The organism is Calditrichota bacterium, assembly GCA_013152715.1.
Taxonomy (GTDB): Bacteria; Zhuqueibacterota; Zhuqueibacteria; order Thermofontimicrobiales; family Thermofontimicrobiaceae; genus 4484-87.
On the sequence record JAADFU010000144.1, the window covers coordinates 18,884 to 41,168 of the forward strand.

Below are 22,285 nucleotides of genomic sequence, written 5' to 3' on the forward strand. Positions count from 1 at the left end.
TTCCGCTTTTCCTCTGATAAAATTCATTCATCAATCTCCTCAAAATCCGCGTCCTCAACATCCGCGTTTTTCAAATCCAGCGGATCGGGATCTTTGACGCGTCCCTTGACCGTGGTGCGGTCCCCCTGAGAGCGAAAAAATAGCCCGACAAATTTGGCAATAAGCCAGATAATAACCCCGTAAATAAACATTCTAAATAACATTTGCTAAACCTTTTCTGTTAACCAACATACTCTGCGCGCTGTCCCTCCATGTTTCGAATCAACCCCACAATCGTTTCAAAATCTTCCCTTTTGGCGACAAAATCCATTTCCGTGGCATCGACGACCAACAATCGCGTGTCCGAATAATGGTTAAAAAATCGATTGTAAGCCTGATTCAGAGAATCAATGTATTCGTATTTCATCTCGCGCTCGAAAGGCCTGTCGCGCTTTTTGATATTTTGCATCAGCCGCTCCGGCGTGGATTTCAAATAAACCACCAAATCCGGTCTCGGAATATCGCGCTCCATCAAGGTAACAATTTTTTCGTACAAAAAAAGCTCTCTGTCTTCTAAATTCAGATAGGCAAAAATTTTATCCTTGGCAAAAATGTAGTCGGCGATGAGCATTTGATGAAACAAATCGCGCTGCGGAATTTCCATTTGCTGGCGATAGCGACTCAGTAAAAAAAACATCTGCACCTGAAAGGCATAGCGTTCCGCATCGCGATAAAAATCCGCCAAAAAAGGATTTTCCTCCACAATTTCATAGATGCCGCGGCCATTGAAACGATCCACCAACATTCTCGTCAGCGAAGTTTTCCCCACGCCGATGACGCCCTCGATGGCGATATAATCTAATTTTTGTTTCTGGATTTCCATTGGAGTTTCTGCGCTAATTCTGAATTCTTCTGCATCAAATGAACAATTAATCTCACAAGCCGCTAACGATGCCCGGTAATATGATAATATGCAACGTTTGGTTACTATATTTGAGTTTACTCTTAAAGGCCCAAAAACGGATTTTTGAGAAAAAATGTAATCCGCCCAACCAATTGTTTTAATCTGGTAACAGCTTCTTTTCTATCCATAAAACTCACTTAGGGCAATAATCCGAATTCATTTTTTTGATCTTTTACAGTAAGAGAGCTAAATAATGTAACTTGGTTACTAATTAAAATTTCGTCTTTCATACGGGGAATCGCTAAATCATCAAGATATTGTTTTTCTAAATCAACTCCAACGAACTTTCTTTTATATCTAATGGCAACAACCCCGGTAGTTGCGCTTCCGCAAAAAGGATCAAGAACAGTATCGCCTTCATTGCTGCTGGATAAAATAATTCGTTTTAATAATTCTTCTGGCTTTTGCGTGGGGTGCTTTCCATGCTTTTTTTCCCCATTTTTGGGGGTATTTATTGCCCATACGCTTCTCATTTGTTTATTCGGTTTTTTTAAAAAATCACCATTCCAATCCCCATTTTTCATGAGGTCGTAATTAAAAACATGCTTGGCTTTCTTTGTTTTTTTTGCCCAAAGCAGTGTTTCATGGCTGGCAGTAAACATCCGGCATGACAAATTTGGAGCTGCATTAGGTTTAAACCAGGAAATATCATTTATGATATGCCATCCTTGTTTTTGTAATGCAAAGCCACACGCATAAATTGAATGATAGGTACCTGAAATCCATAATGTCCCATTTGGTTTCAAAACTCTTTTGCATGCATTTATCCATTCATAGTGAAATCCAAAATCTTCTTCTACACCCTTACTCCTGTCCCAATTGCCTTTATTAACGCTAACCCTTCTGCCGGCGTGACAAGTAAAGCCATCGTTCGATAAATTGTAGGGCGGATCGGCAAAAATCAAATCAATCGTTTCTTCTGGCAATTGATTTAATATTGTAATAACATCTCCAAGATACAAGCGCAGCCCTATATCACTAAAATATGCCTTCATTATATTAAACTCTCTTTTTAATTGCTGCAACAAACCTTTTAGCCCCGTCCCCGCCTTTATCCAGCCTTCTTCTTTTTTCTCCTACCCTTCCCCTCAGTAAATTCTAACTTGTTTTATATCCTGACACTGCTGAATAAGTTCCGCTACGGACACATTCAATTGGGGATGGAAAAAGTCAGGCGCTATCTCCTGCAGCGGAATGAGAACAAACAGCCGCTCGGCAAGACGCGCATGGGGAATCTTGAGTTCGTTCGCTTCTAATACGACATCTCGATACGCCAAAATATCGACATCAATCAGTCGCGGTCCCCAACGGCGGCCATTTTTTCTGCCGATTTTTTTTTCTACTTTCTTTACGAAGTGCAACAATTGCCACGGCAACAGCGACGTCTCAATCTCCACAACCATATTCAAAAAATCAGGCTGGTCAGTTACGCCGACCGGCGCTGTCTCGTAAACTGATGAGATGCGACAAATTTCCACCTGATCTGTTACGGTTAATTCTTTCAGACAATGAATGAGATTTCGCTCCCGATCTCCCAAATTCGTCCCCAGACCAAGAAAAATTCCTGCCGCTCCCACAATCAAACGCTCACGATATTGAAAGTTATCTCCAAAATGAACTAAATATAGCAAATTTAAATATATTAAAACAATTCAATTTTGTCAAGCTAAAAAAAGTGAAATCAAGAGATTGTTCAATTTCTTTCGTACGAAAATCCCGGATTGGCAATATTTAACCCGCAAAATACAAAAAGCCCTGCCAAAGAACTCAGCAGGGCTTTTGAATTTAAAACCTGAACATTAAAATTAATACATACCACCCATTCCGCCACCACCGGCAGGCATAGGCGGCATTTTTTCTTCTTCCGGCTTCTCGACAATCGTCGCCTCTGTCATGAGCATCAATCCGGAAATACTGGCAGCATTTTCCAGCGCAATGCGAGAGACTTTTGTCGGGTCGATAATTCCGGCTTCGATCATGTCGCCGAAAGTTTCATTTTCCGCGTTGAAACCAAAGGTCTCGTTCCCTTCGCGAATTTTCTGCACGACGATGGATCCTTCCCAACCGGCGTTTTCAGCGATCTGACGCAGCGGCTCTTCCAGCGCGCGTTTCACGATTTCCATGCCGACTTTCATGTCGCCTTCCAACTTCATTTTCTCCAAAGCCTTCTGCGCACGAATGTAAACAACGCCGCCGCCGGGAACAATTCCTTCTTCCACGGCTGCGCGGGTTGCGTGCAGCGCGTCTTCCACGCGGGCTTTTTTCTCTTTCATTTCAACTTCCGTTGCCGCACCGACGTTCAACACTGCCACACCGCCTGCCAATTTCGCAAGACGTTCCTGAAGTTTCTCTTTGTCATAGTCGGAAGTTGTTGTTTCGATCTGCTTTTTGATCTGGTTGATACGCGCTTTGATGTCTTCTGTTTTGCCAGCGCCCTCGACGATTGTGGTGTTCTCTTTGTCGATGCTGACGCGTTTAGCGGTGCCGAGATCGTCCATAGTTGTGTTTTCTAATTTAAAACCAGTTTCCTCGGAAATCACGCGTCCGCCGGTCAAAATGGCGATATCTTCCAACATGGCTTTGCGGCGATCGCCGAAGCCGGGGGCTTTCACCGCCGCGATTTTCAACGTGCCGCGAATTTTGTTGACGACCAGAGTTGCCAGCGCTTCGCCTTCCACATCTTCAGCAATAATCAACATGGGGCGACCTGTCTGAGCCACTTTTTCCAGAATGGGAAGCAGGTCTTTCATCACGGAGATTTTTTTGTCATGAATCAAAATGTACGGATCTTCCATAAAGGTTTCCATCGTGTCCACGTCGGTCACAAAATAGGGAGACAGATAGCCGCGATCAAACTGCATACCTTCTACAACCTCAAGCGTCGTATCGGTAGACTTTGCTTCCTCGACTGTAATCACGCCGTCTTTTCCGACTTTTTCCATAGCTTCAGCGATCAACTCGCCAATGGAATGATCGTTATTTGCAGAAATTGCGCCGACCTGAGCAATTTCCGTTTTGCCCTGAACTTCTTTGCTCATCTTTTTAATTTCTTCAATGACAACTTTCACAGCTTCGTCGATGCCACGTTTCAAATGAGTGGGATTAGCGCCAGCCGTCACATTTTTCAGCCCTTTTTTGAAAATTGCCTGCGCCAATACGGTCGCTGTCGTGGTTCCGTCCCCAGCGATGTCGCTCGTTTTAGAGGCAACTTCTTTAACCATCTGAGCGCCCATGTTTTCCAGCGGATCTTCCAGTTCCACTTCCCTGGCAACCGTTACGCCGTCTTTCGTCACCGTCGGCGATCCAAATTTTTTGTCAATGACAACATTTCGGCCTTTGGGCCCCAGAGTCACTTTAACTGTATTGGCCAACATGTCCAGCCCTGTTTTTAACTTGCTACGTGCCTCAGCCTCAAAATCTATTATTTTTGCCATTTCTCTTACTCCTCCTAAAATTATTATTTACCCATTTTTCTGTTTACATAATCGCAAAAATATCGCTTTCGCGCATGATCAAATATTCTTCCCCATCTAAAGTTACCTCTGTTCCTGAATACTTGCCGTACAGAACAATATCTCCGACTTTCACTTCCATATCAATCTTTTCGCCGTTCTCCGACTTTCTGCCGGGACCGACGGCAACGACCTTGCCTTGCATCGGCTTTTCTTTGGCCGTATCCGGAATGATAATGCCGCTTTGTTCTTTTTCCTCCGGCTCAACCGGTTTAACAACAACGCGATCAGCTAAGGGTCTGATGTTCATACTGACTTCACCTCCTCAATTATCATTTTATTTTTTATTTACTTAAAATCACTTTTTAGCACCCTTGTAGAGAGAGTGCTAATTTTGCGCAATAATATAAGAAATTTGAGGTAATTTGCAAGTCACTCTATTGGCAGCGTTTAGATTGTTTGTCCCGATTTTCACAAAAAATTTTAATAGTATTTCACTATCGCTAAAATTTGACACGACATGTTCTTTTATATCCATTCTCATTATATTTCTATTTTATTCTCCCCCGTTGACACAAAAAAAGTGGCTCTACCCACAAACGACAAAGCCACTCCAAAAACCAATATTTTTTTTATTGACCAAAAACATGGGAATTAAAAAATATTTTCCATAAAAATAGTCTCTTTTCTGTCCGGCCCTACAGACACAATACCGATCTTCGCGTCGGAAATATCTTCGATCATTTCGATATAGTGTTTTGCCTTTTGGGGCAAATCTTGGTAGCGATGAATATTAGACGTCGAAGTCTGCCATCCGGGCAAAGTGACATATTGCGGGATAGCATTTTCCAGATCACTTAAATTGGTCGGAAATTCCGTGACGGTATTTCCGTTTATCTGATAGCCAACGCAAACTTTGATCTCCTCAAGCGTATCCAAAACGTCCAATTTTGTCAGCGCAAAATAATCAACGCCGCTGAGACGCACGGCGTAGCGGGCGATGAGCGCATCGAACCAGCCACAGCGTCTCGGTCTGCCGGTGGTTGCGCCGTACTCATCGCCCAATTGCTGAATTTGGGCGTTAAAATTTTCCGAAAATTCCGTTGGGAAGGGACCTGAACCCACGCGAGTAGTGTACGCCTTCAAAATGCCAACAACACGATCAATTCGATTGGGGCCGATTCCCAGTCCGGTACTGGCGGCGCCGCTGATCGGATTTGACGACGTCACAAAGGGATAGGTGCCAAAATCCACATCTAATAAGGTACCTTGAGCTCCTTCTGCCAAAATATTCTTTTTTCCCACAATTGCCTGATTGAGCAAAACAGAAGTGTCGGCGATGAAAGGTTTTAACTTTTCGCCGAAGGAGAAATATTGCTCTGATAATTTTTCCCCAGAAAACGACTTTTTAATCCCCAAAATTTCAAAAAGCGGCTCTTTTTGTTTTAAATTGAAATCGATTTTGTGAAAAAGCAGGTCTTCATCCAGCAGATCTTTCAGGCGGATTCCGACGCGATTATATTTGTCGGCATAAGTGGGACCAATTCCTCTGCCGGTGGTACCGATTTTATCTTCGGACTTCTGCGCTTCAGACTGAAGATCGATGAGTTTATGATAGGGAAAAACAACATGCGCCAAGGAGCTCACAAATAGCCGGCCGGCAACTTCGATGCCATTTTTTTTTAAGAAATCTATTTCTTCGCAAAGCGTCTCCGGATCAACCACGACCCCATTGCCAATAACGCATTTTGTCTGTCGATGCAAAATTCCGCTGGGGATTAAATGCAAAATGATCTTTCTTCCGCCGACGACAATGGAATGGCCGGCATTTGCCCCCCCCTGGTAACGAGCGCAAAAATCGGCTTTTTCACTCAACAGATCGACAATTTTCCCTTTGCCTTCGTCCCCCCACTGGCAGCCAACAATGACTGTAACGGCCATAAGTTGTCCTTTTTTTCACAAAAAACTCCGAACCTTAAAAATGTTCGGAGCCTTTTTATTGTAACTTCTTTCAATTTTTCCATTAACCGAAACTGGAGACTGCCTCTTCGATTGTATTAAAAGAATCAAAAATTTTAATCAACTTGGTGATGATGAGCAGACTCTCGATTTTTCCGGTGACCCCGACGAGCTTCAGATCTCCGCCGTTATTTTTCAACGTTGTCAAGCCGCCGATGAGAATCCCCAGACCGGAGCTATTCATCCAACTGACATCGCTCAGATCGGCGATAACTTTTGTTTTCCGCTCATCTACCAGCGAATGCAGCCGTTGCCGAAACGCACTGGCGTCCGGCCCTCCCATGACCTTTCCCGACAACTCCAGTACAACAACGTCCTGAATTTCTTTCTCGTTGAGGGTCATTGTGAAGCCTCCAATTAAAAATAGCGACAGAAATCAAACATCAAAATTCTCCGCCTTCATCGGCGATTTCTTTATTTCTTTTTATCTCTTTCTCTTTTCAGTTTCCACTCAACAACTACCGGGCTGGCAATAAAAACTGAGGAATAGGTACCTACAATCACACCGACCACCAGAGCAAAGGAAAAATTATGAATCACTTCGCCGCCGAAGAAAAACAATATAACTACAACGAGAAATGTGGTCAATGACGTCAAAATAGTTCGGCTAAGAGTTTGATTGATACTGACATTCATGATGGTAATAATGTTTTCCCTTCGCAATGTTTTCATGTTTTCGCGAATCCTGTCAAAAACCACAATCGTATCATTCAGCGAGTAGCCGATGATGGTGAGAAACGCCGCGACGACATCCAGAGAAATTTCCAAATTGAGCAACGAAAAAATACCCAGCGTAATCATCACATCGTGAAACAAAGCGACGACAGCGCCGACGGCAAAAGTGAACTCGAAGCGCCAACTAATGTAAATTAAAATCAACGCCAAAGAAATCAAGATCGCCCAGATCGCGGCGCGACGGAGCTCATTTCCGATTCGAGGGCCTATCGCCTCTTTCATGCGCAAATCAAGCGGATTATCGGACATGTTATCCTTGAGCGTAGAAATCACTTTATCTGAGATGTCCTGCATGTCCGGTTGCTGCTGAATGCGAATCAAAATTTCATTTTCCACGCCAAATTCTTTGATTTCAGCGTTGCCCACGCCAATCGTCGAAAGAATCTTGCGCACTTGGCTAATTTTCACCGGTTTCTGAAATTGCACCTGAAGCGAAGTACCACCGGTAAAATCGATGCCATACTTGGGACCACCTCTGACAATGAGAGAAACAATACCAATAAGAATGAGGAGAGATGAAATAGCTATCGCAATTTTTCTCTTTCCGATAAAATCAATATGAGTTTCTTTTATGAATTGCATTTCCCTTTTCCTTAACTTTGTTTAACTTGTCCTGTCAGCTTTCTACCAGCCTATTTAGATGCTTAACTGTTTCAATTCGCGTTTTGAAGTTATGTAATCGAAAATAAACCGCGTTACTATAATAGCGGTAAACATACTGGCGATAATGCCGATCATCAATGTCACGGCAAAACCCTGAATGGGGCCGGTACCGAACTGATACAACACAACTGCTGTGAGCAGCGTGGTGATATTGGCGTCTAAAATTGTCACAAAAGCGCGACCGTAACCGGCGTCAATCGCCGCCCGGATAGTTTTCCCCGACCTCAGCTCTTCTCGAATACGTTCAAAAATAAGTACGTTGGCGTCAACCGCCATACCAATCGTCAAAATAATTCCGGCAACGCCCGGCAGCGTCAGTGTTGCGTGAAATGCCGCCAGTACAGCCATCACAAAAACGATGTTCAAAACCAACGCCACATCAGCAATCGCGCCGGAAAGTTTGTAATAAACCATCATAAAAAGAACGACCAATGCCAGGCCAATCAAGGCGGAATATTGTCCTCTTTGAATGGAATCTTTTCCCAGCGATGGACCTACTGTGCGTTCTTCAATACTTTCCAACCGCGCGGGTAAAGCGCCAGCTCGCAACACGATTTGCAGATCTTTTGCTTCTTGAATATCGTCCAGCCCGTCAATGCGAGCAGTTCCCGAAGGAATTTTTTCTTTGATACGCGGCGCGCTGGCAACCTTGTTATCCAGTACAATCGCCAAAAACTTACCAACATTGGCGCCGGTGATACGCGCAAATTTCTTTCCTCCCTCGGAATTCAGGCTTAAATGTACTTCCGCCTGTCCTGCGCGACTCATCCGATTACTGCTTCCGCCGGAGACTTGAACCTGAGCATCGTCGATATAATCACCAGTTAATTCAGGATTCCTCTTCACGAAATAAAGAAAATACCACTCTTTTCCCTTGACGTTCACGGGCTTATTTGCCCAGAGAAATTGAGAATCTTTTGGAATAACTTTTTTCACTTCCGGGTAATTCAAAATAACATCTACCGCACGCATATTCTGTTTGGGCGCGGCAACCATGTTGCCCACATTTCCCAACAAAGCGAGAAACGGATTCGCTTCAAACATATCTTTATCGACCGAAAGAGTCGTATCGCCGCTTTTCACTTGGCCGGGAGTATTCTGGCCAAAAAGTTCGTTCAAATCCACTTCGGCTTCGGAGCGAACCTTTTTCTTTTTAGCCGCAGAATCCTGAGCCGTCGAATCAGCCTGCAAAACTTCCGCCAATTTTGTCGAATCTAACGCCCCCAGACGGCGGGACTTTACAACCTTATCTATCTTCATCAGAATCGAGCTGGTGTAATCCGGTTCGCGAAGTAGCTTAAATTCCAACTGCGCTGTTTTTCCGATTACGGCCTTAGCGCGATTCACATCTTGCACGCCGGCAAGCTCAACAACAATTCGATGATTCCCCTGCTTGACGATTGTCGGCTCGGAAACGCCAAATTGATCGACGCGATTGACCAAAACTTCGCGACTGCGATCCACTGCATCCTCTGCCTCTTTGCGCAAAAATGTGAGAATTTTGTTGTCGGAATCGCCTTTCTTTCCAAAATAGCGATTGAGCGGAATATTTTTTTCGTGAAACTTCGCAACCAACACGTCAAAATATTCCATGTCCTTTTGCTTGGATTCCAGATCGACCTCTTTCAGCAATGTCTGAAATTGTTCGTCGCTGGTTTTAGCCAGTTTGCTCAAAAAATCCGGGAAATTGATCTCGTAAACCAGATACGTTCCGCCCTGTAAATCAAGACCGCGCTTGATGGATTTTTTTTCAGTTTCAAATATTCTCTGATCCAACTCCTGAATTTTCGCCGCTAATTGACGCGTTTCTTTTTCTGTCGCTTTATCTTTCAAATGTCCAACTACCAATGCCTCTAAATTTTCATCGATCAAAGCGGTTTTCACGTCTTTTTTAGACAAATCGACCATGGTCAGCAGTTTCTCAACACTTTGATCGTACTGCTTATTTAAGCGAGAAAGATTATAAGTCGGATACAATTGCCACAGAGCCAAAAGCACTAATGTAGCAATTAAAATGAAACGCGACAATAATTTCCTTTTCATTTTAAAAAACCTCCCGTGAATTATATATCAACTTTTTGTGAGCAATGTTTTCGCTGACAAATTCTGAATTTTTGAACCCACAATATAGTTTTTTTTAGACTAAAAGTCAATAAAAATTTATCGCAAGCTCAAGAGTCAGACACCTGATTTGGGCTGGCATCTGCTATCCGGCCAACCCTGAAAATTTCCGAACAAGAAAAAATGAAAAGCAAAATTTTTTGACTTGATTATTGTTGAAGTATTGTTATATTACTTGTTGAAAAAATAATTTTCTCGTTGTAAACATTTTCGGGAATTTCCATGAGGAAAAAATATTTCCACTCCGCTATCTCTCTTTTCTTAATTTCCACTTTCCTGTCGGTCGCCCCTGCCTTTGCGCTGGGCCAAATCATTTTATCGGAAATCATGTTCGATCCTGCCGGCAGCGAATACTACAATGAATTCATCGAAATTTACAACTCGAGTCCGACGGACACCGTTGACCTGTCCGGCTGGCAAATCAGCGACGGCACCGCTGCCGACTTCATCATCGAACATCTCTTCGGCACAAAAATAGCGCCGGGGCAATTCGGACTCATTCTTGATCCCGGCTATTTTACTTCCTCTACTCAATATGACAGCCTCGTTCCGAAAAATGCCTTAATTTTAACCATAGACAACTCTGCCTTTGGGTCAGGCGGATTATCCAATTCTACGGCGGAAACAGTCACGCTCATCAATAGCGCCGGCGACACCGTCGCACAATACACCTATTCCCTGGACAACGAACCAGGCCACTCCGACGAAAAAATTCAAATGAACAACGACAACTCTCCGGCAAACTGGGCGAACAGTCTGGCATTGAACGGCACGCCAGGATTTCGAAATAGTGCCACACCGCAAAATTACGACCTGGCGATTTCATCAATATCATTTTCACCCCAAAAACCGGACAGAAATCAGCAAATTGCCGCGACGGTCTTAGCAAAAAATCTCGGTGTAAACCCTGTTGCTAATTTCCGCGTTTCACTTTTTGTAGACATAAACTTCGACAACCACTTTTCGGAACAAGAAAAATATGCCGCCAGCGAAAACTTTTCCGAGCCGCTTGCGCCGAACGACTCCTTGCAGATTCCATTGCAGTTTTCACTCGATCGCTCCGGCGCATTTGAACTTGCCTGCGCCGTAGAGGCAGCAGATGACAATCCCGCCAACGACACCCTTTTCAGCCGCATCGCAATTAACTTTTCCGCGGCAGATGTTGTCATTAACGAAATCATGTACGCGCCGTACAGCGGCAATAGCGAGTGGTTTGAAATTTATAATCGCCAGGATTTTCCGATAAATTTGCAAGAGTGGTGTTTTTCAGACGCAGATTCCGGCCAACGATCAATTTTGGCAGATGAAAATTTTGAAATTCCATCGCTATCTTTTGCCCTGATCGCAGCCGATTCAGCGGTTATTTCGGAATTCAATTTATCAGACGGAAATATCATTGTCCCCAAAAATTTCCCGGGGCTGAACAACTCCGGCGACGCGATCTTCCTTTTCGATCCCAACAACAACATCATCGACCATGTCAATTTCCTTCCTGAGTGGAGCGACAAAACCGGCGTTTCATTGGAACGCATCAATCCCGACATTTCTTCGCAAGACAGCAGCAACTGGGCCGGTTGCGTCGCTTTAGCTGGCGCCACGCCGGGAAAGCAAAACAGCGTCTTTGTCTCCAAACTCCCGGGACAGGCGACGCTTTCAATTTCGCCGAATCCTTTTTCCCCCGACAACGACGGCAGAGACGACGTGACCATCATTCAATACAATTTACCGTTCAACCTCTCCCGCGTAAAAATCTCCATCTTCGACTCCCGCGGCCGCTTGATTCGCACACTTACGGACAACCAACCCAGCGCGACGTCAAATTCGCTCATCTGGGACGGACGGGATAATTTTGGGCATATTTGCCGGGTGGGGATTTACATTGTGTTGTTAGAGGCGATTCATTATCAAAAAGGTGTGGTGAAAAAAATACGCGAGGCTGTTGTTGTGGCAAAATCGGCGAAAAAATAAACAGCAAATTGGATTTTATTCTACCTCCTCTTCAGGTTGTTCGTCATCAGAAATGCCGAGGCAGTCTTTGAGGAAGTCGAGAAAATCGAGAAACCAGCGTCTTTCCACTTCGCTCTTGTCCGAAATAATTCTTTCTGACGATTCGAAAAAGTCACTCAATTTAATATTTGCATTTCTCTCAAGACTTTTCATTTTTCTGCATAGCCATTCTTCTAAAAGAGGCATGTTTTGAAATACTGCGCCACCCAACTGCATAAAACACGCGATACAATAATCCAACTCAAATTCAGGTCTATTTTTTACTTCGATTATAATTTGTTCAAGGCTATTAAAGGTTTCAAAAACATAAGTCTCATTCCTTTTTTGAGTAGCAAATTTTCCCAGATCTGCCATAGCATCGGAAATTTTCAGAATGGGCGAACTTTTTTGAGGCAGGAATCTAAATGACAATTGCGACATTTGATTCAGGCAATTAAATACGGCATTTGTCGCATAAGTATAGTTTCTCGCCATGGAAAACATTCCGAATCGAGTAATTTGAACAACTATATTATGGTATTCTATTTCTTTGGGTGGTCTGTGCCTTAGCCCAGTTTTTGAAATTTCATCTAACGCTTTGATACTTTTTAAGATTGTCATTTCAGACAATCTGCCAGCGTTAGTTAGGGAAATATCGGCGATTTTCACTATCATTGGAAGCACAAACTTGGTCATCCTTTCCGGAGGACAATTTCCTTCAATAATGTAGAGAGCTGTTTCTTTCAACGACTCCAATATAATTTCTGAATTTCCTTCTTTTTTGATACTGGCCCCTACTTCTCCAATACCATCTATCACATATAACAAAAAAATATCAATCTCTTTGTTTTCAAATTCATGCAATTTTTTTATCAAAGTTACAAGAACTTCAGCGCCAAGACTTACAATTTCCTCGTTTTCATTCCCTTGCAGAGAAATATATTCTCCCAAACTATCAATATCTGCGATTAAAACTTTCCTTAATTTTCTCACTTTATTTTCGTCGGGAGTTTTCTCTGCACATGTAGCTAATCTTTTTGCTCGCTTTAAAATTCTCTGTTTTAACTTCTTTATCTTGCTGGAAGTCGAATGTTTTTTAATAAAAAAATAAAGGTAAGGTGCGATTTGTAACAAAGCACTAATAAAAATCGCTATACAGATTATGTCAGCCCATTTCTCATCAATCCAATCATAAACAAAATCATAAGATAAAAAAACAATGGCCACAATATAAAATGACAAATACCATGAAATAAAACTTTTAAAAATTGTTTTTAAATCTTTTTGCTGGGGAGTGATAGTTAATTGTATGACAACTTGAGGAAGAATAAAAATCAATCCAAGTATCTCTGCCAAAATATCCGCCAGATTATGATTTACTGTGCGATCTGAGCCAAGACTTTCCCAGGTAAAAAGAGCAAACAAAAAAGCAAACATAAGAACGAATAAATTCGCTAACGTTTCACAAACGATATCTTTCCATTGATTGTCATTTGCTTTCATAAATTTCCCCATGACTGTTCTTGGCAAGCACTTCTTCGACAAATCGCATAAGCATGGTCCGATGCATCTGCTGCTTTGTTTTGATATTCTGAATCCCTAAATTTTTGATCTCATCAATAATGTTTGGATTTGTCACAACAGTAAAAACAATGACCCGATTTTTGTCGATTCTTGGCGCCTTCGAATCATCTCGAAAAAGCTTTATTAACAAATCCAATCCTGGGTAGTCAGTGTCTGCCACAAAATCATCTCCGATTCCGATCAACAAATCAAAGATGATGACATCAAAACGTGCTTCATTTAATCGCTGATAAGCCTCTGAGGCATCACCGACTAACTCCACAAAATGACCGGCGCGAAGCAGCGGTGCAACATATTCAATAAGCTGATCTTTTGCTTCGTCTTCTATCCATAAAATTCTTGCCATTTATTTTTTCTCCCTTCGTTTTGGCAAAATGACTGTTACTGTTGTTAAATACGGGGGCTTTTTCCTTCCTTTTCTCGGGCCTATTCCCATAGATTCACCTTTATCCATAGGCTCGCTTTTTATATGGATATCTCCGCCATGTTTTTCCACTGTCTTTTTGGCGTCGGCAAGCCCAATTCCGGATCCGGTGCGATTCCAGTCGAATGAATGTTTTCCTCGATAGCCAAATTCAAACAACCTATCTATTTCTTCTCTCTCCACGGGTACACCATAATTTACAATTTCTATTATCACGAGGTTTCTTTGTTCAAATAAACGAATATCAACAAACCCGCCTTTTCGATGATAGGAGTATTTAATAGCATTTTGAATAAGATTAGATAACATGCGATCTACGTGGGGCACTGATATTTCTATCATGACATAATTTTGCTTTGGCGGCACGATGGTTAAACCTTTTTGCTTGGCAAGATTGAAATACATGGCGATATTTTCTTTTATGATATTAATGATGTTGGTCTTTGTAAATTCGAACTCAGCCTCTTCGCCGGAAAAGAGATATCGCCTTAAAGATTCGATGACATTATTCGTTATTTTAGTGCTATTCAAGATTCTTCTGAGCAATTGCATAATGTAGGTATCATAAATCTCTTTAATTTCCTGCCTGATCTCGTTGAGTTCCTCTTGAAATTCACGATTATCCAATTTCGCAAAATTTCTTTCCAATCGATTTGCTAATTTTAACATATCAAAAATTATTTCTCGGATTAACAATTCTGATAAATCAGACTGCAAATATTGTTGCTTCCCAAAGACTAATTTTTGTTTCAAACCATGTACTTCGCGCACGAAGTCTTTCTTTCTTTCCTCTTGTTCAATTTTTTCTAATAAGACTTCTAATTTCTCAATTAGCTTCCAGGTAGTTGAATGATCAATTTCAAATGCATTGATTTTATCTATTGAAAATCTTAATCGATGTTCTAATATTTCAAATAATGTTTGTGCTGTACTATCGACACTCATTAATGGGGCAATATATTGATGAACAAACCTATCCATATCTCTCAGTGTCTTCGATAACGCCACTTCCTTTTTGTTTACCTCCTCCTGTAGCTTCATTCTCTCATCAATATCCACAACAATTCCCTGCCTGCCTATAACGCGCTCTGCAGCATCTCTTTCAATTGAAAAGTCAACTTGAACCCAAAAAGCTGTGCCGTCTTTTTTTTTCGCTTTAAGCCGGATATTATTTACTATATTCCCACCACTTATTTCAGCATTTCTCAGCGTTTTTAAAAAAATTTCTTTTTGCGTAGGATCGGCATGAAATTTCATGATGTCTTGGCCTATCACATCCTCACGTGAATGGTAACCATGCATTTTCGCGTAGGTATCATTGCATTTCACAATAGTATGTTTTCCGTCTTCGTAATGCACTTCGTAATATCCGATAGAAAATTTTTCAAAACTTTGAGAATACTTAATTTCATTTGTAACATCCGTAAACGTCCCTTCTCTGCCCAACACTTTTCCGTCTTCGCCGATCCACAATTTTGCATTTATTGAAATATGTATATTTTTCCTGTCGCGACGCGTCATGCGCGCATGAAAATTGATTACTTGTTTCTCTTTATTTACAAGCTCCAAATACTGATTATACTTCTGTTTATTTTTCCAAAACTCCCGTACATCGCGTCTAATTAACTGATCAGGATCCTCAAAGCCAAAAATCTTTGCCACTGCTCTATTTACAGTTACGAACTTATGATCATTATTAACCCGAAAAACTCCGGAAGGCAAATCATCAAACATCTCTCTATAATGCGATTCCTCAGTGATATCCGTCAAGCTGCCGACATAATATTTTTTCCCAAACCTCCCCTGATGCACGCGGCAGCAATCCTCCACAGTAATAATTGTATCATTTTGGCGCTTTTTAAATTGAATTGGCTGCTTCTGTAAAAAACCTCCCTTCTGTTTTAGTTTCTCTAGTAATTCATCGCGCCTTTCAGGAAAAAGATAAAAATTTCTAATACTCAAATTATCCACTTTTTCATCACACGATATCCCAAGTATCTCCCGGCAAACTTCATTACAATATTGAAAATATCCTTCTTCATCGACCAGATAGATACCAATGGGTAAATAAGGGCCTGCTTTCCTGAGAACATATTTGAAATCTCCAAAAAATATTGATTTTAAGTTTTGAAAAAAATCTGAAAGGATTGTCCTGAGGGATCTTTTGCAAACCATGGTTACTCACCACTTTCGCAATTTTTGAGAGGCAATGATAATTTTGTTATATTATACAAAAAACATCCCGTATTGTCAAGAAAAATCTAAAATTAACAAAAAATTTCCTTGTTTTCATTTCGGCCCCATAAATTTAAGTCGTTTTAACAAATAAAAAAAGCAACCGCAAAAAATACTGGCTTGCGATTGCTTTTTATTTCACTTTATCATCAAAATTCAGATTTAAAACTCCCCTTCTATCCCCAATCCAGGCCTATCCGGTAGAATCAGCTTCCCCTGGACAACATCCACCGCATGAAACGGATCATTCTTAATGAGCAAATTTCCGTCCAGATCGGCGTAGTCGACAAGCGGACTGAGGTGTGCTGCTGCGGCGATGGCGACGCTGCTTTCGATCATGCAGCCGAGCATTATTTTCATGCCCAGACTGCGCGCCATCCAGATCATGCGCAAAGCTTCCTGAATACCGCCGCTTTTCATGAGTTTAATGTTGATGCCGTCGTACGCTGTGGCTAATTTGGGAATGTCGTGCGCGGATTTTACTGCCTCGTCTGCGATTATCGGAATATTTATCCGTTCGCGCAGCCAGCGGGTTTCTTCTAACATTTCTGCCGGCAGGGGCTGTTCGATAAATTCTACGCCGTGAGTTTCCAGCCATTTAATTCTTTCCAACGCTTCTTCTTTTGTTTTCCAGCCTTCGTTAGCGTCCACACGCAGTGGCTTGTCCGTCACTTCCCTGACCGCAGCCATGATCTCCGGGTCGTTCTTTTTTCCGACTTTGATTTTCAAAATCGGATATTTTTCGGCCTCGCGGATTTTTTGCTGCATCACCGCTGGCTTGTCGATACCGATGCTGAATGTGGTGAGCGGAGTTTTGGATTTGTCGAGACCTAAATATTGATACAGCGGCACGCCTAATTTTTTCGTCACCCAGTCCATGATGGCAATGTCAATAGCGCATTTGGCAGCGGTTTGTTCTTCCACTAAATCGCGGACTTGATAGCCCAGATCCACAAATTTCCAGGGATCCGCCTTTTCAACAATTGGTTTGGCTTTTTTGATGACCTCGACAGTGCTCTCCGCCGTTTCATTGTAGCGAACGTTCGGCGCCGCTTCGCCGATGCCGCTGACGCCATCTTGGGTATATTTCACAAAAACATTGTGTTTTACGTCTGATGAATTTCGTGAAATGGTCCACGTGTGTACCAGATTCAAATCTCTAATTTTGTACTCAAGCATGGCTCCTCCATTGGTTCTTTGGCATCCTGCAATTTGAGAGAAAGAGGCGGCACCAGTGCCCAGCAAGCTAATGCCAGCAATGGCTTTTCCGCTCGTCCGCAAAAACTCTTTTCGACTCATTCGCATGGGAATTTCCCTTCTTGTTTTGGTTTATTTTTTGTGGTTCAAAAATCAAAGTTTATCGTTCAAAGTTCATAGTACAGAGTTGCTGATTTTTTCCTTCCGCCCAAACCTCGAAACCTGATTATTTTAAAATTCGCCGCGCTGCCTGAAAATGTTTTTTGCGATAATCACTGTAATCATCGTGCTGGGGAAACAAACTATTGATGTGCACCAGACCATCCGAGTGAATGAATCTTCCGCCCCCCAAATACATGGCGACATGGGTGATGTGATCTTTTGCGCTGCCGAAAAATAATAAATCACCGGGCTTCACTTGACTCAGTGAATCATCAATGGGAATTCCCGTCCCAATTTTCACTTGCATATTTGCATCGCGCGGCAATTGAATTCCGTTCCATTTGTAAATCGTCTGCGTGAATCCCGAGCAATCAAAGCCCTTGGTTGATTTTCCGCCCCAAAAATAGGGAATACCCATGAATTGTTTCGCCGTCCGAATTAAATCGTTCGCACCGGGCGCTTCTCTCGCGTTTAATTTTTTCTCAAATTCGACCAACTCGGGCACGACAAATCCGGTTCTGCCGTCGGCAAGTTCAATCCGAAAATAGCCGCCTTTTTTGCTGACAAAACCCAGCCGATTGCCCAATACGACATCGCAAATCGGAAACGAGTTTTTCGCGGCAGGATTTTCCCAGACCTGTCCGTAATTTTGTTTGACGACTAATTTTTCTCTATCTTTCCAGTCATTCAAAAATTCGATATTTCCCACCGCAACGGATTTTCGCATCACCCAGCCGAGGTACTGATCTTCCAACTGCAAATAATACCAGCCGTCTCTTTTTTTGAGCAGGCGCACTTCCGTTCCCAGCAGTCCCTGAGTGATAATTTCCTGGTTTACGTCAGGCCGGCGGCGCACCTGGGCGACACTCACGCGGATCACGCCGCAAGTATCTGCCCCCAAAGAAATATCCGGCAAAACAGTCAAACTGTCCACAACTGTAAGTTTTGTTTGAGCGCGAACTCCATCGAGCAAATCCTTCTTTGCCTGAGGCGATAACAATTCTCCGCGCAGAATAATTTTTTTCCCGGAGCGATAGCCGTCCACGGAAAAAACTGTGACGCGTCTGTCAGGCGCAGCTTTCTGCTTTACTTGCTCGATCACTTGAGTCACTTCATTTGGCAATTCCCGATTCGCCTGGCAAGAGAAAATTAAAAGGCTAATGACTGCAATTGTCAATAACGCCGGAAAATATTTTCTAAATAATTTTTTAATCATAAAAACCCCTGCTGTTTTTTGAATGAAAAAATTCACTTTTACGACAGATGGAGAGAAATGAATCGTTCAATGGAACGGTCGTAAGTTCTTTCGACATCATCAGAAAAATAACACGCAGGCAGTTCTCCGAGCCGACGATGATACGCCAGACATTCGCAGCAATAGCCTTTTCTGCTGCAAGGTTCATAGGTACAATTGCAACCACTCAAATTTTTCTGATAATTTTTACACTCCATTGGCACCTCCATTTTTTCCACAAGAAAATTTCTCTCACATCAGCTTGTTTGTTAAATTAACTAATTCATTTCAAATATTCAAGGAATTTTTTTCATCTGGCAAAACCTATTGACAATGACCAAAAATTTTCTTATTATCTTATAACACTCACAGCGTCCATCCGAAAATTTTACTTGACTAATCAAAGAGGTGCAGCGATGAAGGCATTGTTTATGGAAAAAGTTATCGATCTTCGTCAGGACAAAGAGCCTCTGACTCTGAGAGATGTTCCCATTCCTGAACCTGCGGAAAAGGAAATTTTGATTAAAGTCTCCACCTGCGGCGTCTGCCACACAGAATTGGACGAAATCGAGGGGAGGACTCCGCCACCGAATTATCCCATGATTCCAGGCCACCAGGTCGTGGGACGCGTGGTAAATTTTGGAAAAAATGCCGCACGCTTCAAATCAGGCGACCGCGTTGGCGTGGCGTGGATTTTTTCGGCGTGCGGAGAGTGCGAATTTTGCCGCAGCGGACAGGAAAATTTATGTCCGGACTTTTTGGCGACGGGACGCGACGCCAATGGCGGATACGCGGAATACATGGTCGTTCCGGAAAAATTTGCCTACCCCATTCCGAAAATTTTCAGCGACGCCGAAGCGGCGCCTCTTTTGTGCGCCGGAGCAATCGGCTATCGGTCGATCAGATTAACCGGCTTAAAAGATGGCCAAAATTTAGGGCTCACGGGATTTGGCGCTTCAGCGCATCTCGTGCTGAAAATGGTTCGCTTCCAATTTCCGAATTCCAGAATTTATGTTTTTGCCCGTAGCGAAAAAGAGCGCAAATTTGCTCATGAATTAGGCGCTGTCTGGGCAGGGAATACGACTGACACCGCTCCGGAAAATTTGAATTGCATCATCGACACCACGCCGGTCTGGAAGCCGGTAGTGGAAGCGATGAAAAATCTGAAACCCGGCGGGAGATTAGTCATCAATGCCATTCGCAAAGAAAATATCGACCAAAATTATTTATTGCAATTGGACTACCCCGAGCACCTGTGGATGGAGAAAGAAATCAAAAGCGTCGCCAATGTGACGCGGCAGGATGTTTCGGAATTTTTGGAGCTCGCGGCGAAAATTCCCATCAAACCTGAATTTCAAACCTACCCGCTGGAACGAGCAAATCAGGCATTAGTTGAATTGAAAGAACGCAAGATACGCGGCGCCAAAGTATTGGTCGTGCAATAGCGGGCAAACGGATAAATTTGTTTTCATAAATACGCTTTTTTGAAAAAAATTACTTGACTATTTTCCTTTTTTTTATTAAAATTCAACGAATTAAATAAATCATAAAATTAGAAAGAGGAGGGTCGAATGGCTATCGGTAGTGGAACAGTCAATAAAGTAATTCTTTTGGGACGACTGGGCAAGGATCCGGAAATTCGATATACTCCATCCGGGGCTGCGGTGGCAGATTTCTCGCTGGCAACAAATCGCGTATGGCGCAATCAGGAAAATGAACAAGTCAAAGAAACAGATTGGCACAATGTTGTGGTGTGGCGTAAGTGGGCGGAATTTGCTCAGAAATATTTAAAAAAGGGCTCGTTGGTTTACGTCGAAGGCCGTCTCCAAACGCGCAAATGGACCGACCAAAATGAGGTCACACATTATAAGACAGAAATAATCGCCGAAATAGTGCAGATGGTAGGGCCAAAATCAGCAGTAGGCGACATACAGCAAGCGCAGCCGGCGGCTCAGGAAACAAGCGCTGCTCCGCCGCCGGAAGCCGATGTCGCTCCCGAGGAACCGGTAGATGATGATTTGCCATTTTAATTTTAGCGTTTTTATCACGCCTATCAAAAAAAATCCGAGAAAACTATTCTCGGATTTTTTTATCAAAATTGTTGCCTTTAAAAAAAAAATTCCTATATTTAAAGGGTAGCGAGACAAGAAGGATTTTATGGACATCGAGAAACTAATTCAGGAAACTTTAAAATTACGAGAGAAAGCTCACGCTACTTACTCCAATTTCCGCGTGGGTGCAATTTTAGTAACTGAAAATAACGCCAAATATGAAGGCGTCAACATTGAAATCAGCTCGTTTGGGCTGACGATATGCGCGGAAAGACTGGCTGTTTTCAAAGCCCGCGCCGATGGCGTTGAAAAATTCAAAGCGATTTTCATTGCTTCGGATTCGGAAAAGATAACTTCTCCCTGCGGCGCGTGCCGTCAGGTTTTGTGGGAACTTGCCGGCGACATTGAAGTTTTTATGATCAACCGCAACGGAGAACACAAAACAATGAAAATGAGCCAACTATTGCCAGTTGGATTTGATCGTTCGTTTCTTTGATTTTTTGTAACCATTCAGCCACAAAGGCTTGAAGACTCCAGGTTTAAATTAGTAACAAATTAACACAAAACGACATTCCAAATGTTAGAAATACTTTTACGTCAGACTTTTTAAAATAATATGATTCTCGGATTCAACAATCGCAACGTATTTGTTTTGGACAAATTGACTGATTGCAACCTCTGAATGAACCTGAGCGCTTGTTCAAAACACATTTTTATTCAAAGCGGTTCCCAAAAAATTATTTTTTTACTAAATAATTAAACCTTGGAGCCTTGGCGGCTTCGAGGCTGAATAGTTACGATTTTTTAGGATAATTTATGAAATCAATAATATTGATTGGCATCGCCGGGGGGTCGGGATCAGGAAAGACGCTTGTTTCCAAACGGATTTATGACGAAATCGGATCGGACAAAGTCACAATTATCCAACAAGATTCTTACTACAAAGACCTGGGTCATCTCGACTTTGACGAACGAAAAAAGCAGAACTTTGACCATCCCGATGCATTCGACAACAAATTACTATTCGATCACCTGATCGAATTGCTGTCCGGACATGAAGTTGAAGTGCCGCTATACGACTTCAAAAACCACACGCGACGAAAAAAAATGCAAAAAGTCAGCGACAATGTGGTTATTGTTCTCGAGGGAATTCTCATTCTCCATTACCCTGAAATTAGAAATATTATGGACATCAAGGTTTACGTGGATACTGCGGACGACATTCGCTTGATTCGCCGCATCCGCCGCGACGTGCAGGAACGGGGCCGCAGTCTGGATTCCATTCTCGAACAGTACGAAAAAAGCGTCCGGCCCATGCATCTTCAATTTGTCGAGCCGACGAAGCGATATGCCGACATCATTCTTCCGGAAGGCGGTTACAATGTCGTTGCCATTGATTTGTTAAAAACAAAAATCCGCGCATTGCTTCGGGAAAGAGGCCATTGAAATAATTCAAAACATAACCATAAAACACACGAG

The 22,285-nt window shown here is 42.6% G+C and carries 21 protein-coding genes; 5 read left to right on the plus strand and 16 right to left on the minus strand.

The window, feature by feature from the left end; translation table 11 throughout:
• Window positions 1–23: 23 nt before the first annotated feature.
• The 10 genes from GXO74_11375 to secD form a co-directional block, all read right to left on the minus strand.
• Window positions 24–203 carry a hypothetical protein gene (locus tag GXO74_11375; protein NOZ62273.1) on the minus strand — a complete coding sequence of 60 codons (180 nt, stop codon included), beginning with the start codon at window positions 201–203 and terminating at the stop codon, window positions 24–26.
• 17 nt (window positions 204–220) lie between these two features.
• Window positions 221–862: a deoxynucleoside kinase gene (locus GXO74_11380; protein NOZ62274.1), complete on the minus strand. Its 642-nt coding sequence runs from the start codon at window positions 860–862 to the stop codon at window positions 221–223.
• 218 nt (window positions 863–1,080) lie between these two features.
• Window positions 1,081–1,938 (minus strand): site-specific DNA-methyltransferase, encoded by an 858-nt coding sequence (locus tag GXO74_11385; protein NOZ62275.1) that lies wholly within the window; start codon window positions 1,936–1,938, stop codon window positions 1,081–1,083.
• 93 nt (window positions 1,939–2,031) lie between these two features.
• Window positions 2,032–2,520 carry a 2-amino-4-hydroxy-6-hydroxymethyldihydropteridine diphosphokinase gene (gene folK / locus GXO74_11390; GenBank protein NOZ62276.1) on the minus strand — a complete coding sequence of 163 codons (489 nt, stop codon included), beginning with the start codon at window positions 2,518–2,520 and terminating at the stop codon, window positions 2,032–2,034.
• A 228-nt stretch (window positions 2,521–2,748) separates the two neighbouring features.
• Entirely contained in the window at window positions 2,749–4,377 is a 1,629-nt protein-coding gene (gene groL, locus GXO74_11395) for a chaperonin GroEL (protein NOZ62277.1), read from the minus strand.
• A 43-nt stretch (window positions 4,378–4,420) separates the two neighbouring features.
• The gene (locus GXO74_11400; protein NOZ62278.1) at window positions 4,421–4,705 is read right to left on the minus strand and encodes a co-chaperone GroES; all 285 of its coding nucleotides are present in this window, start codon (window positions 4,703–4,705) and stop codon (window positions 4,421–4,423) included.
• Between the two features lie 344 nt (window positions 4,706–5,049).
• Window positions 5,050–6,336, minus strand: a complete 1,287-nt coding sequence (locus GXO74_11405; protein NOZ62279.1) for an adenylosuccinate synthase — start codon at window positions 6,334–6,336, stop codon at window positions 5,050–5,052.
• Between the two features lie 82 nt (window positions 6,337–6,418).
• Window positions 6,419–6,757, minus strand: a complete 339-nt coding sequence (locus GXO74_11410; protein ID NOZ62280.1) for an STAS domain-containing protein — start codon at window positions 6,755–6,757, stop codon at window positions 6,419–6,421.
• Window positions 6,758–6,828: 71 nt separating this feature from the next.
• Window positions 6,829–7,731, minus strand: coding sequence for a protein translocase subunit SecF (gene secF, locus GXO74_11415; GenBank protein NOZ62281.1), 903 nt, complete (start codon window positions 7,729–7,731; stop codon window positions 6,829–6,831).
• Between the two features lie 54 nt (window positions 7,732–7,785).
• Complete coding sequence (secD, locus tag GXO74_11420) at window positions 7,786–9,855, minus strand: protein translocase subunit SecD (protein ID NOZ62282.1); 2,070 nt, start codon at window positions 9,853–9,855, stop codon at window positions 7,786–7,788.
• 300 nt (window positions 9,856–10,155) lie between these two features.
• Here secD and GXO74_11425 point away from each other — a divergent pair, with 300 nt between their 5' ends.
• Window positions 10,156–11,901: a hypothetical protein gene (locus tag GXO74_11425; GenBank protein NOZ62283.1), complete on the plus strand. Its 1,746-nt coding sequence runs from the start codon at window positions 10,156–10,158 to the stop codon at window positions 11,899–11,901.
• A 15-nt stretch (window positions 11,902–11,916) separates the two neighbouring features.
• On the opposite strand, the gene GXO74_11430 is transcribed toward GXO74_11425, so the two are convergent.
• The 6 genes from GXO74_11430 to GXO74_11455 all read right to left on the minus strand — a co-directional run bounded on the left by GXO74_11430 (window position 11,917) and on the right by GXO74_11455 (window position 18,973).
• Entirely contained in the window at window positions 11,917–13,422 is a 1,506-nt protein-coding gene (locus GXO74_11430; GenBank protein NOZ62284.1) for a hypothetical protein, read from the minus strand.
• The gene (locus tag GXO74_11435; GenBank protein NOZ62285.1) at window positions 13,409–13,849 is read right to left on the minus strand and encodes a hypothetical protein; all 441 of its coding nucleotides are present in this window, start codon (window positions 13,847–13,849) and stop codon (window positions 13,409–13,411) included. Before GXO74_11435 ends, GXO74_11430 begins: the two co-directional genes overlap by 14 nt.
• Window positions 13,850–16,102, minus strand: coding sequence for a PAS domain S-box protein (locus GXO74_11440; GenBank protein NOZ62286.1), 2,253 nt, complete (start codon window positions 16,100–16,102; stop codon window positions 13,850–13,852).
• A 222-nt stretch (window positions 16,103–16,324) separates the two neighbouring features.
• Entirely contained in the window at window positions 16,325–17,467 is a 1,143-nt protein-coding gene (locus GXO74_11445) for a dipeptide epimerase (protein NOZ62287.1), read from the minus strand.
• Between the two features lie 118 nt (window positions 17,468–17,585).
• Window positions 17,586–18,737 (minus strand): C40 family peptidase, encoded by a 1,152-nt coding sequence (locus tag GXO74_11450; protein NOZ62288.1) that lies wholly within the window; start codon window positions 18,735–18,737, stop codon window positions 17,586–17,588.
• Window positions 18,738–18,775: 38 nt separating this feature from the next.
• Window positions 18,776–18,973: a hypothetical protein gene (locus GXO74_11455; GenBank protein NOZ62289.1), complete on the minus strand. Its 198-nt coding sequence runs from the start codon at window positions 18,971–18,973 to the stop codon at window positions 18,776–18,778.
• Between the two features lie 198 nt (window positions 18,974–19,171).
• On the opposite strand from GXO74_11455, the gene GXO74_11460 reads away from it, so the two are divergent.
• The 4 genes from GXO74_11460 to udk all read left to right on the plus strand — a co-directional run bounded on the left by GXO74_11460 (window position 19,172) and on the right by udk (window position 22,252).
• Entirely contained in the window at window positions 19,172–20,200 is a 1,029-nt protein-coding gene (locus tag GXO74_11460; GenBank protein ID NOZ62290.1) for a zinc-dependent alcohol dehydrogenase family protein, read from the plus strand.
• A gap of 132 nt (window positions 20,201–20,332) precedes the next feature.
• Window positions 20,333–20,785 (plus strand): single-stranded DNA-binding protein, encoded by a 453-nt coding sequence (locus tag GXO74_11465; GenBank protein ID NOZ62291.1) that lies wholly within the window; start codon window positions 20,333–20,335, stop codon window positions 20,783–20,785.
• Between the two features lie 127 nt (window positions 20,786–20,912).
• Window positions 20,913–21,302: a cytidine deaminase gene (gene cdd, locus GXO74_11470; GenBank protein NOZ62292.1), complete on the plus strand. Its 390-nt coding sequence runs from the start codon at window positions 20,913–20,915 to the stop codon at window positions 21,300–21,302.
• A 320-nt stretch (window positions 21,303–21,622) separates the two neighbouring features.
• On the plus strand, window positions 21,623–22,252 hold the full coding sequence (udk, locus tag GXO74_11475) for a uridine kinase (GenBank protein ID NOZ62293.1): 630 nt from the start codon (window positions 21,623–21,625) through the stop codon (window positions 22,250–22,252).
• The last annotated feature ends 33 nt before the right edge of the window (window positions 22,253–22,285 follow it).

Excerpts from the sequence above, each read along its gene's own strand:
- GXO74_11450 (NOZ62288.1), bottom strand. The coding sequence starts at position 18,737 with ATGATTAAAAAATTATTTAGAAAATATTTTCCGGCGTTATTGACAATT.
- udk (NOZ62293.1), top strand. The coding sequence starts at position 21,623 with ATGAAATCAATAATATTGATTGGCATCGCCGGGGGGTCGGGATCAGGA.
- GXO74_11410 (NOZ62280.1), bottom strand. The coding sequence starts at position 6,757 with ATGACCCTCAACGAGAAAGAAATTCAGGACGTTGTTGTACTGGAGTTG.
- GXO74_11425 (NOZ62283.1), top strand. The coding sequence starts at position 10,156 with ATGAGGAAAAAATATTTCCACTCCGCTATCTCTCTTTTCTTAATTTCC.
- GXO74_11375 (NOZ62273.1), bottom strand. The coding sequence starts at position 203 with ATGTTATTTAGAATGTTTATTTACGGGGTTATTATCTGGCTTATTGCC.
- GXO74_11435 (NOZ62285.1), bottom strand. The coding sequence starts at position 13,849 with ATGGCAAGAATTTTATGGATAGAAGACGAAGCAAAAGATCAGCTTATT.
- secD (NOZ62282.1), bottom strand. The coding sequence starts at position 9,855 with ATGAAAAGGAAATTATTGTCGCGTTTCATTTTAATTGCTACATTAGTG.
- GXO74_11385 (NOZ62275.1), bottom strand. The coding sequence starts at position 1,938 with ATGAAGGCATATTTTAGTGATATAGGGCTGCGCTTGTATCTTGGAGAT.
- GXO74_11430 (NOZ62284.1), bottom strand. The coding sequence starts at position 13,422 with ATGAAAGCAAATGACAATCAATGGAAAGATATCGTTTGTGAAACGTTA.
- GXO74_11440 (NOZ62286.1), bottom strand. The coding sequence starts at position 16,102 with ATGGTTTGCAAAAGATCCCTCAGGACAATCCTTTCAGATTTTTTTCAA.
- GXO74_11460 (NOZ62290.1), top strand. The coding sequence starts at position 19,172 with ATGAAGGCATTGTTTATGGAAAAAGTTATCGATCTTCGTCAGGACAAA.
- GXO74_11405 (NOZ62279.1), bottom strand. The coding sequence starts at position 6,336 with ATGGCCGTTACAGTCATTGTTGGCTGCCAGTGGGGGGACGAAGGCAAA.
- GXO74_11455 (NOZ62289.1), bottom strand. The coding sequence starts at position 18,973 with ATGGAGTGTAAAAATTATCAGAAAAATTTGAGTGGTTGCAATTGTACC.
- secF (NOZ62281.1), bottom strand. The coding sequence starts at position 7,731 with ATGCAATTCATAAAAGAAACTCATATTGATTTTATCGGAAAGAGAAAA.
- groL (NOZ62277.1), bottom strand. The coding sequence starts at position 4,377 with ATGGCAAAAATAATAGATTTTGAGGCTGAGGCACGTAGCAAGTTAAAA.
- GXO74_11445 (NOZ62287.1), bottom strand. The coding sequence starts at position 17,467 with ATGCGAATGAGTCGAAAAGAGTTTTTGCGGACGAGCGGAAAAGCCATT.
- GXO74_11400 (NOZ62278.1), bottom strand. The coding sequence starts at position 4,705 with ATGAACATCAGACCCTTAGCTGATCGCGTTGTTGTTAAACCGGTTGAG.
- cdd (NOZ62292.1), top strand. The coding sequence starts at position 20,913 with ATGGACATCGAGAAACTAATTCAGGAAACTTTAAAATTACGAGAGAAA.
- GXO74_11380 (NOZ62274.1), bottom strand. The coding sequence starts at position 862 with ATGGAAATCCAGAAACAAAAATTAGATTATATCGCCATCGAGGGCGTC.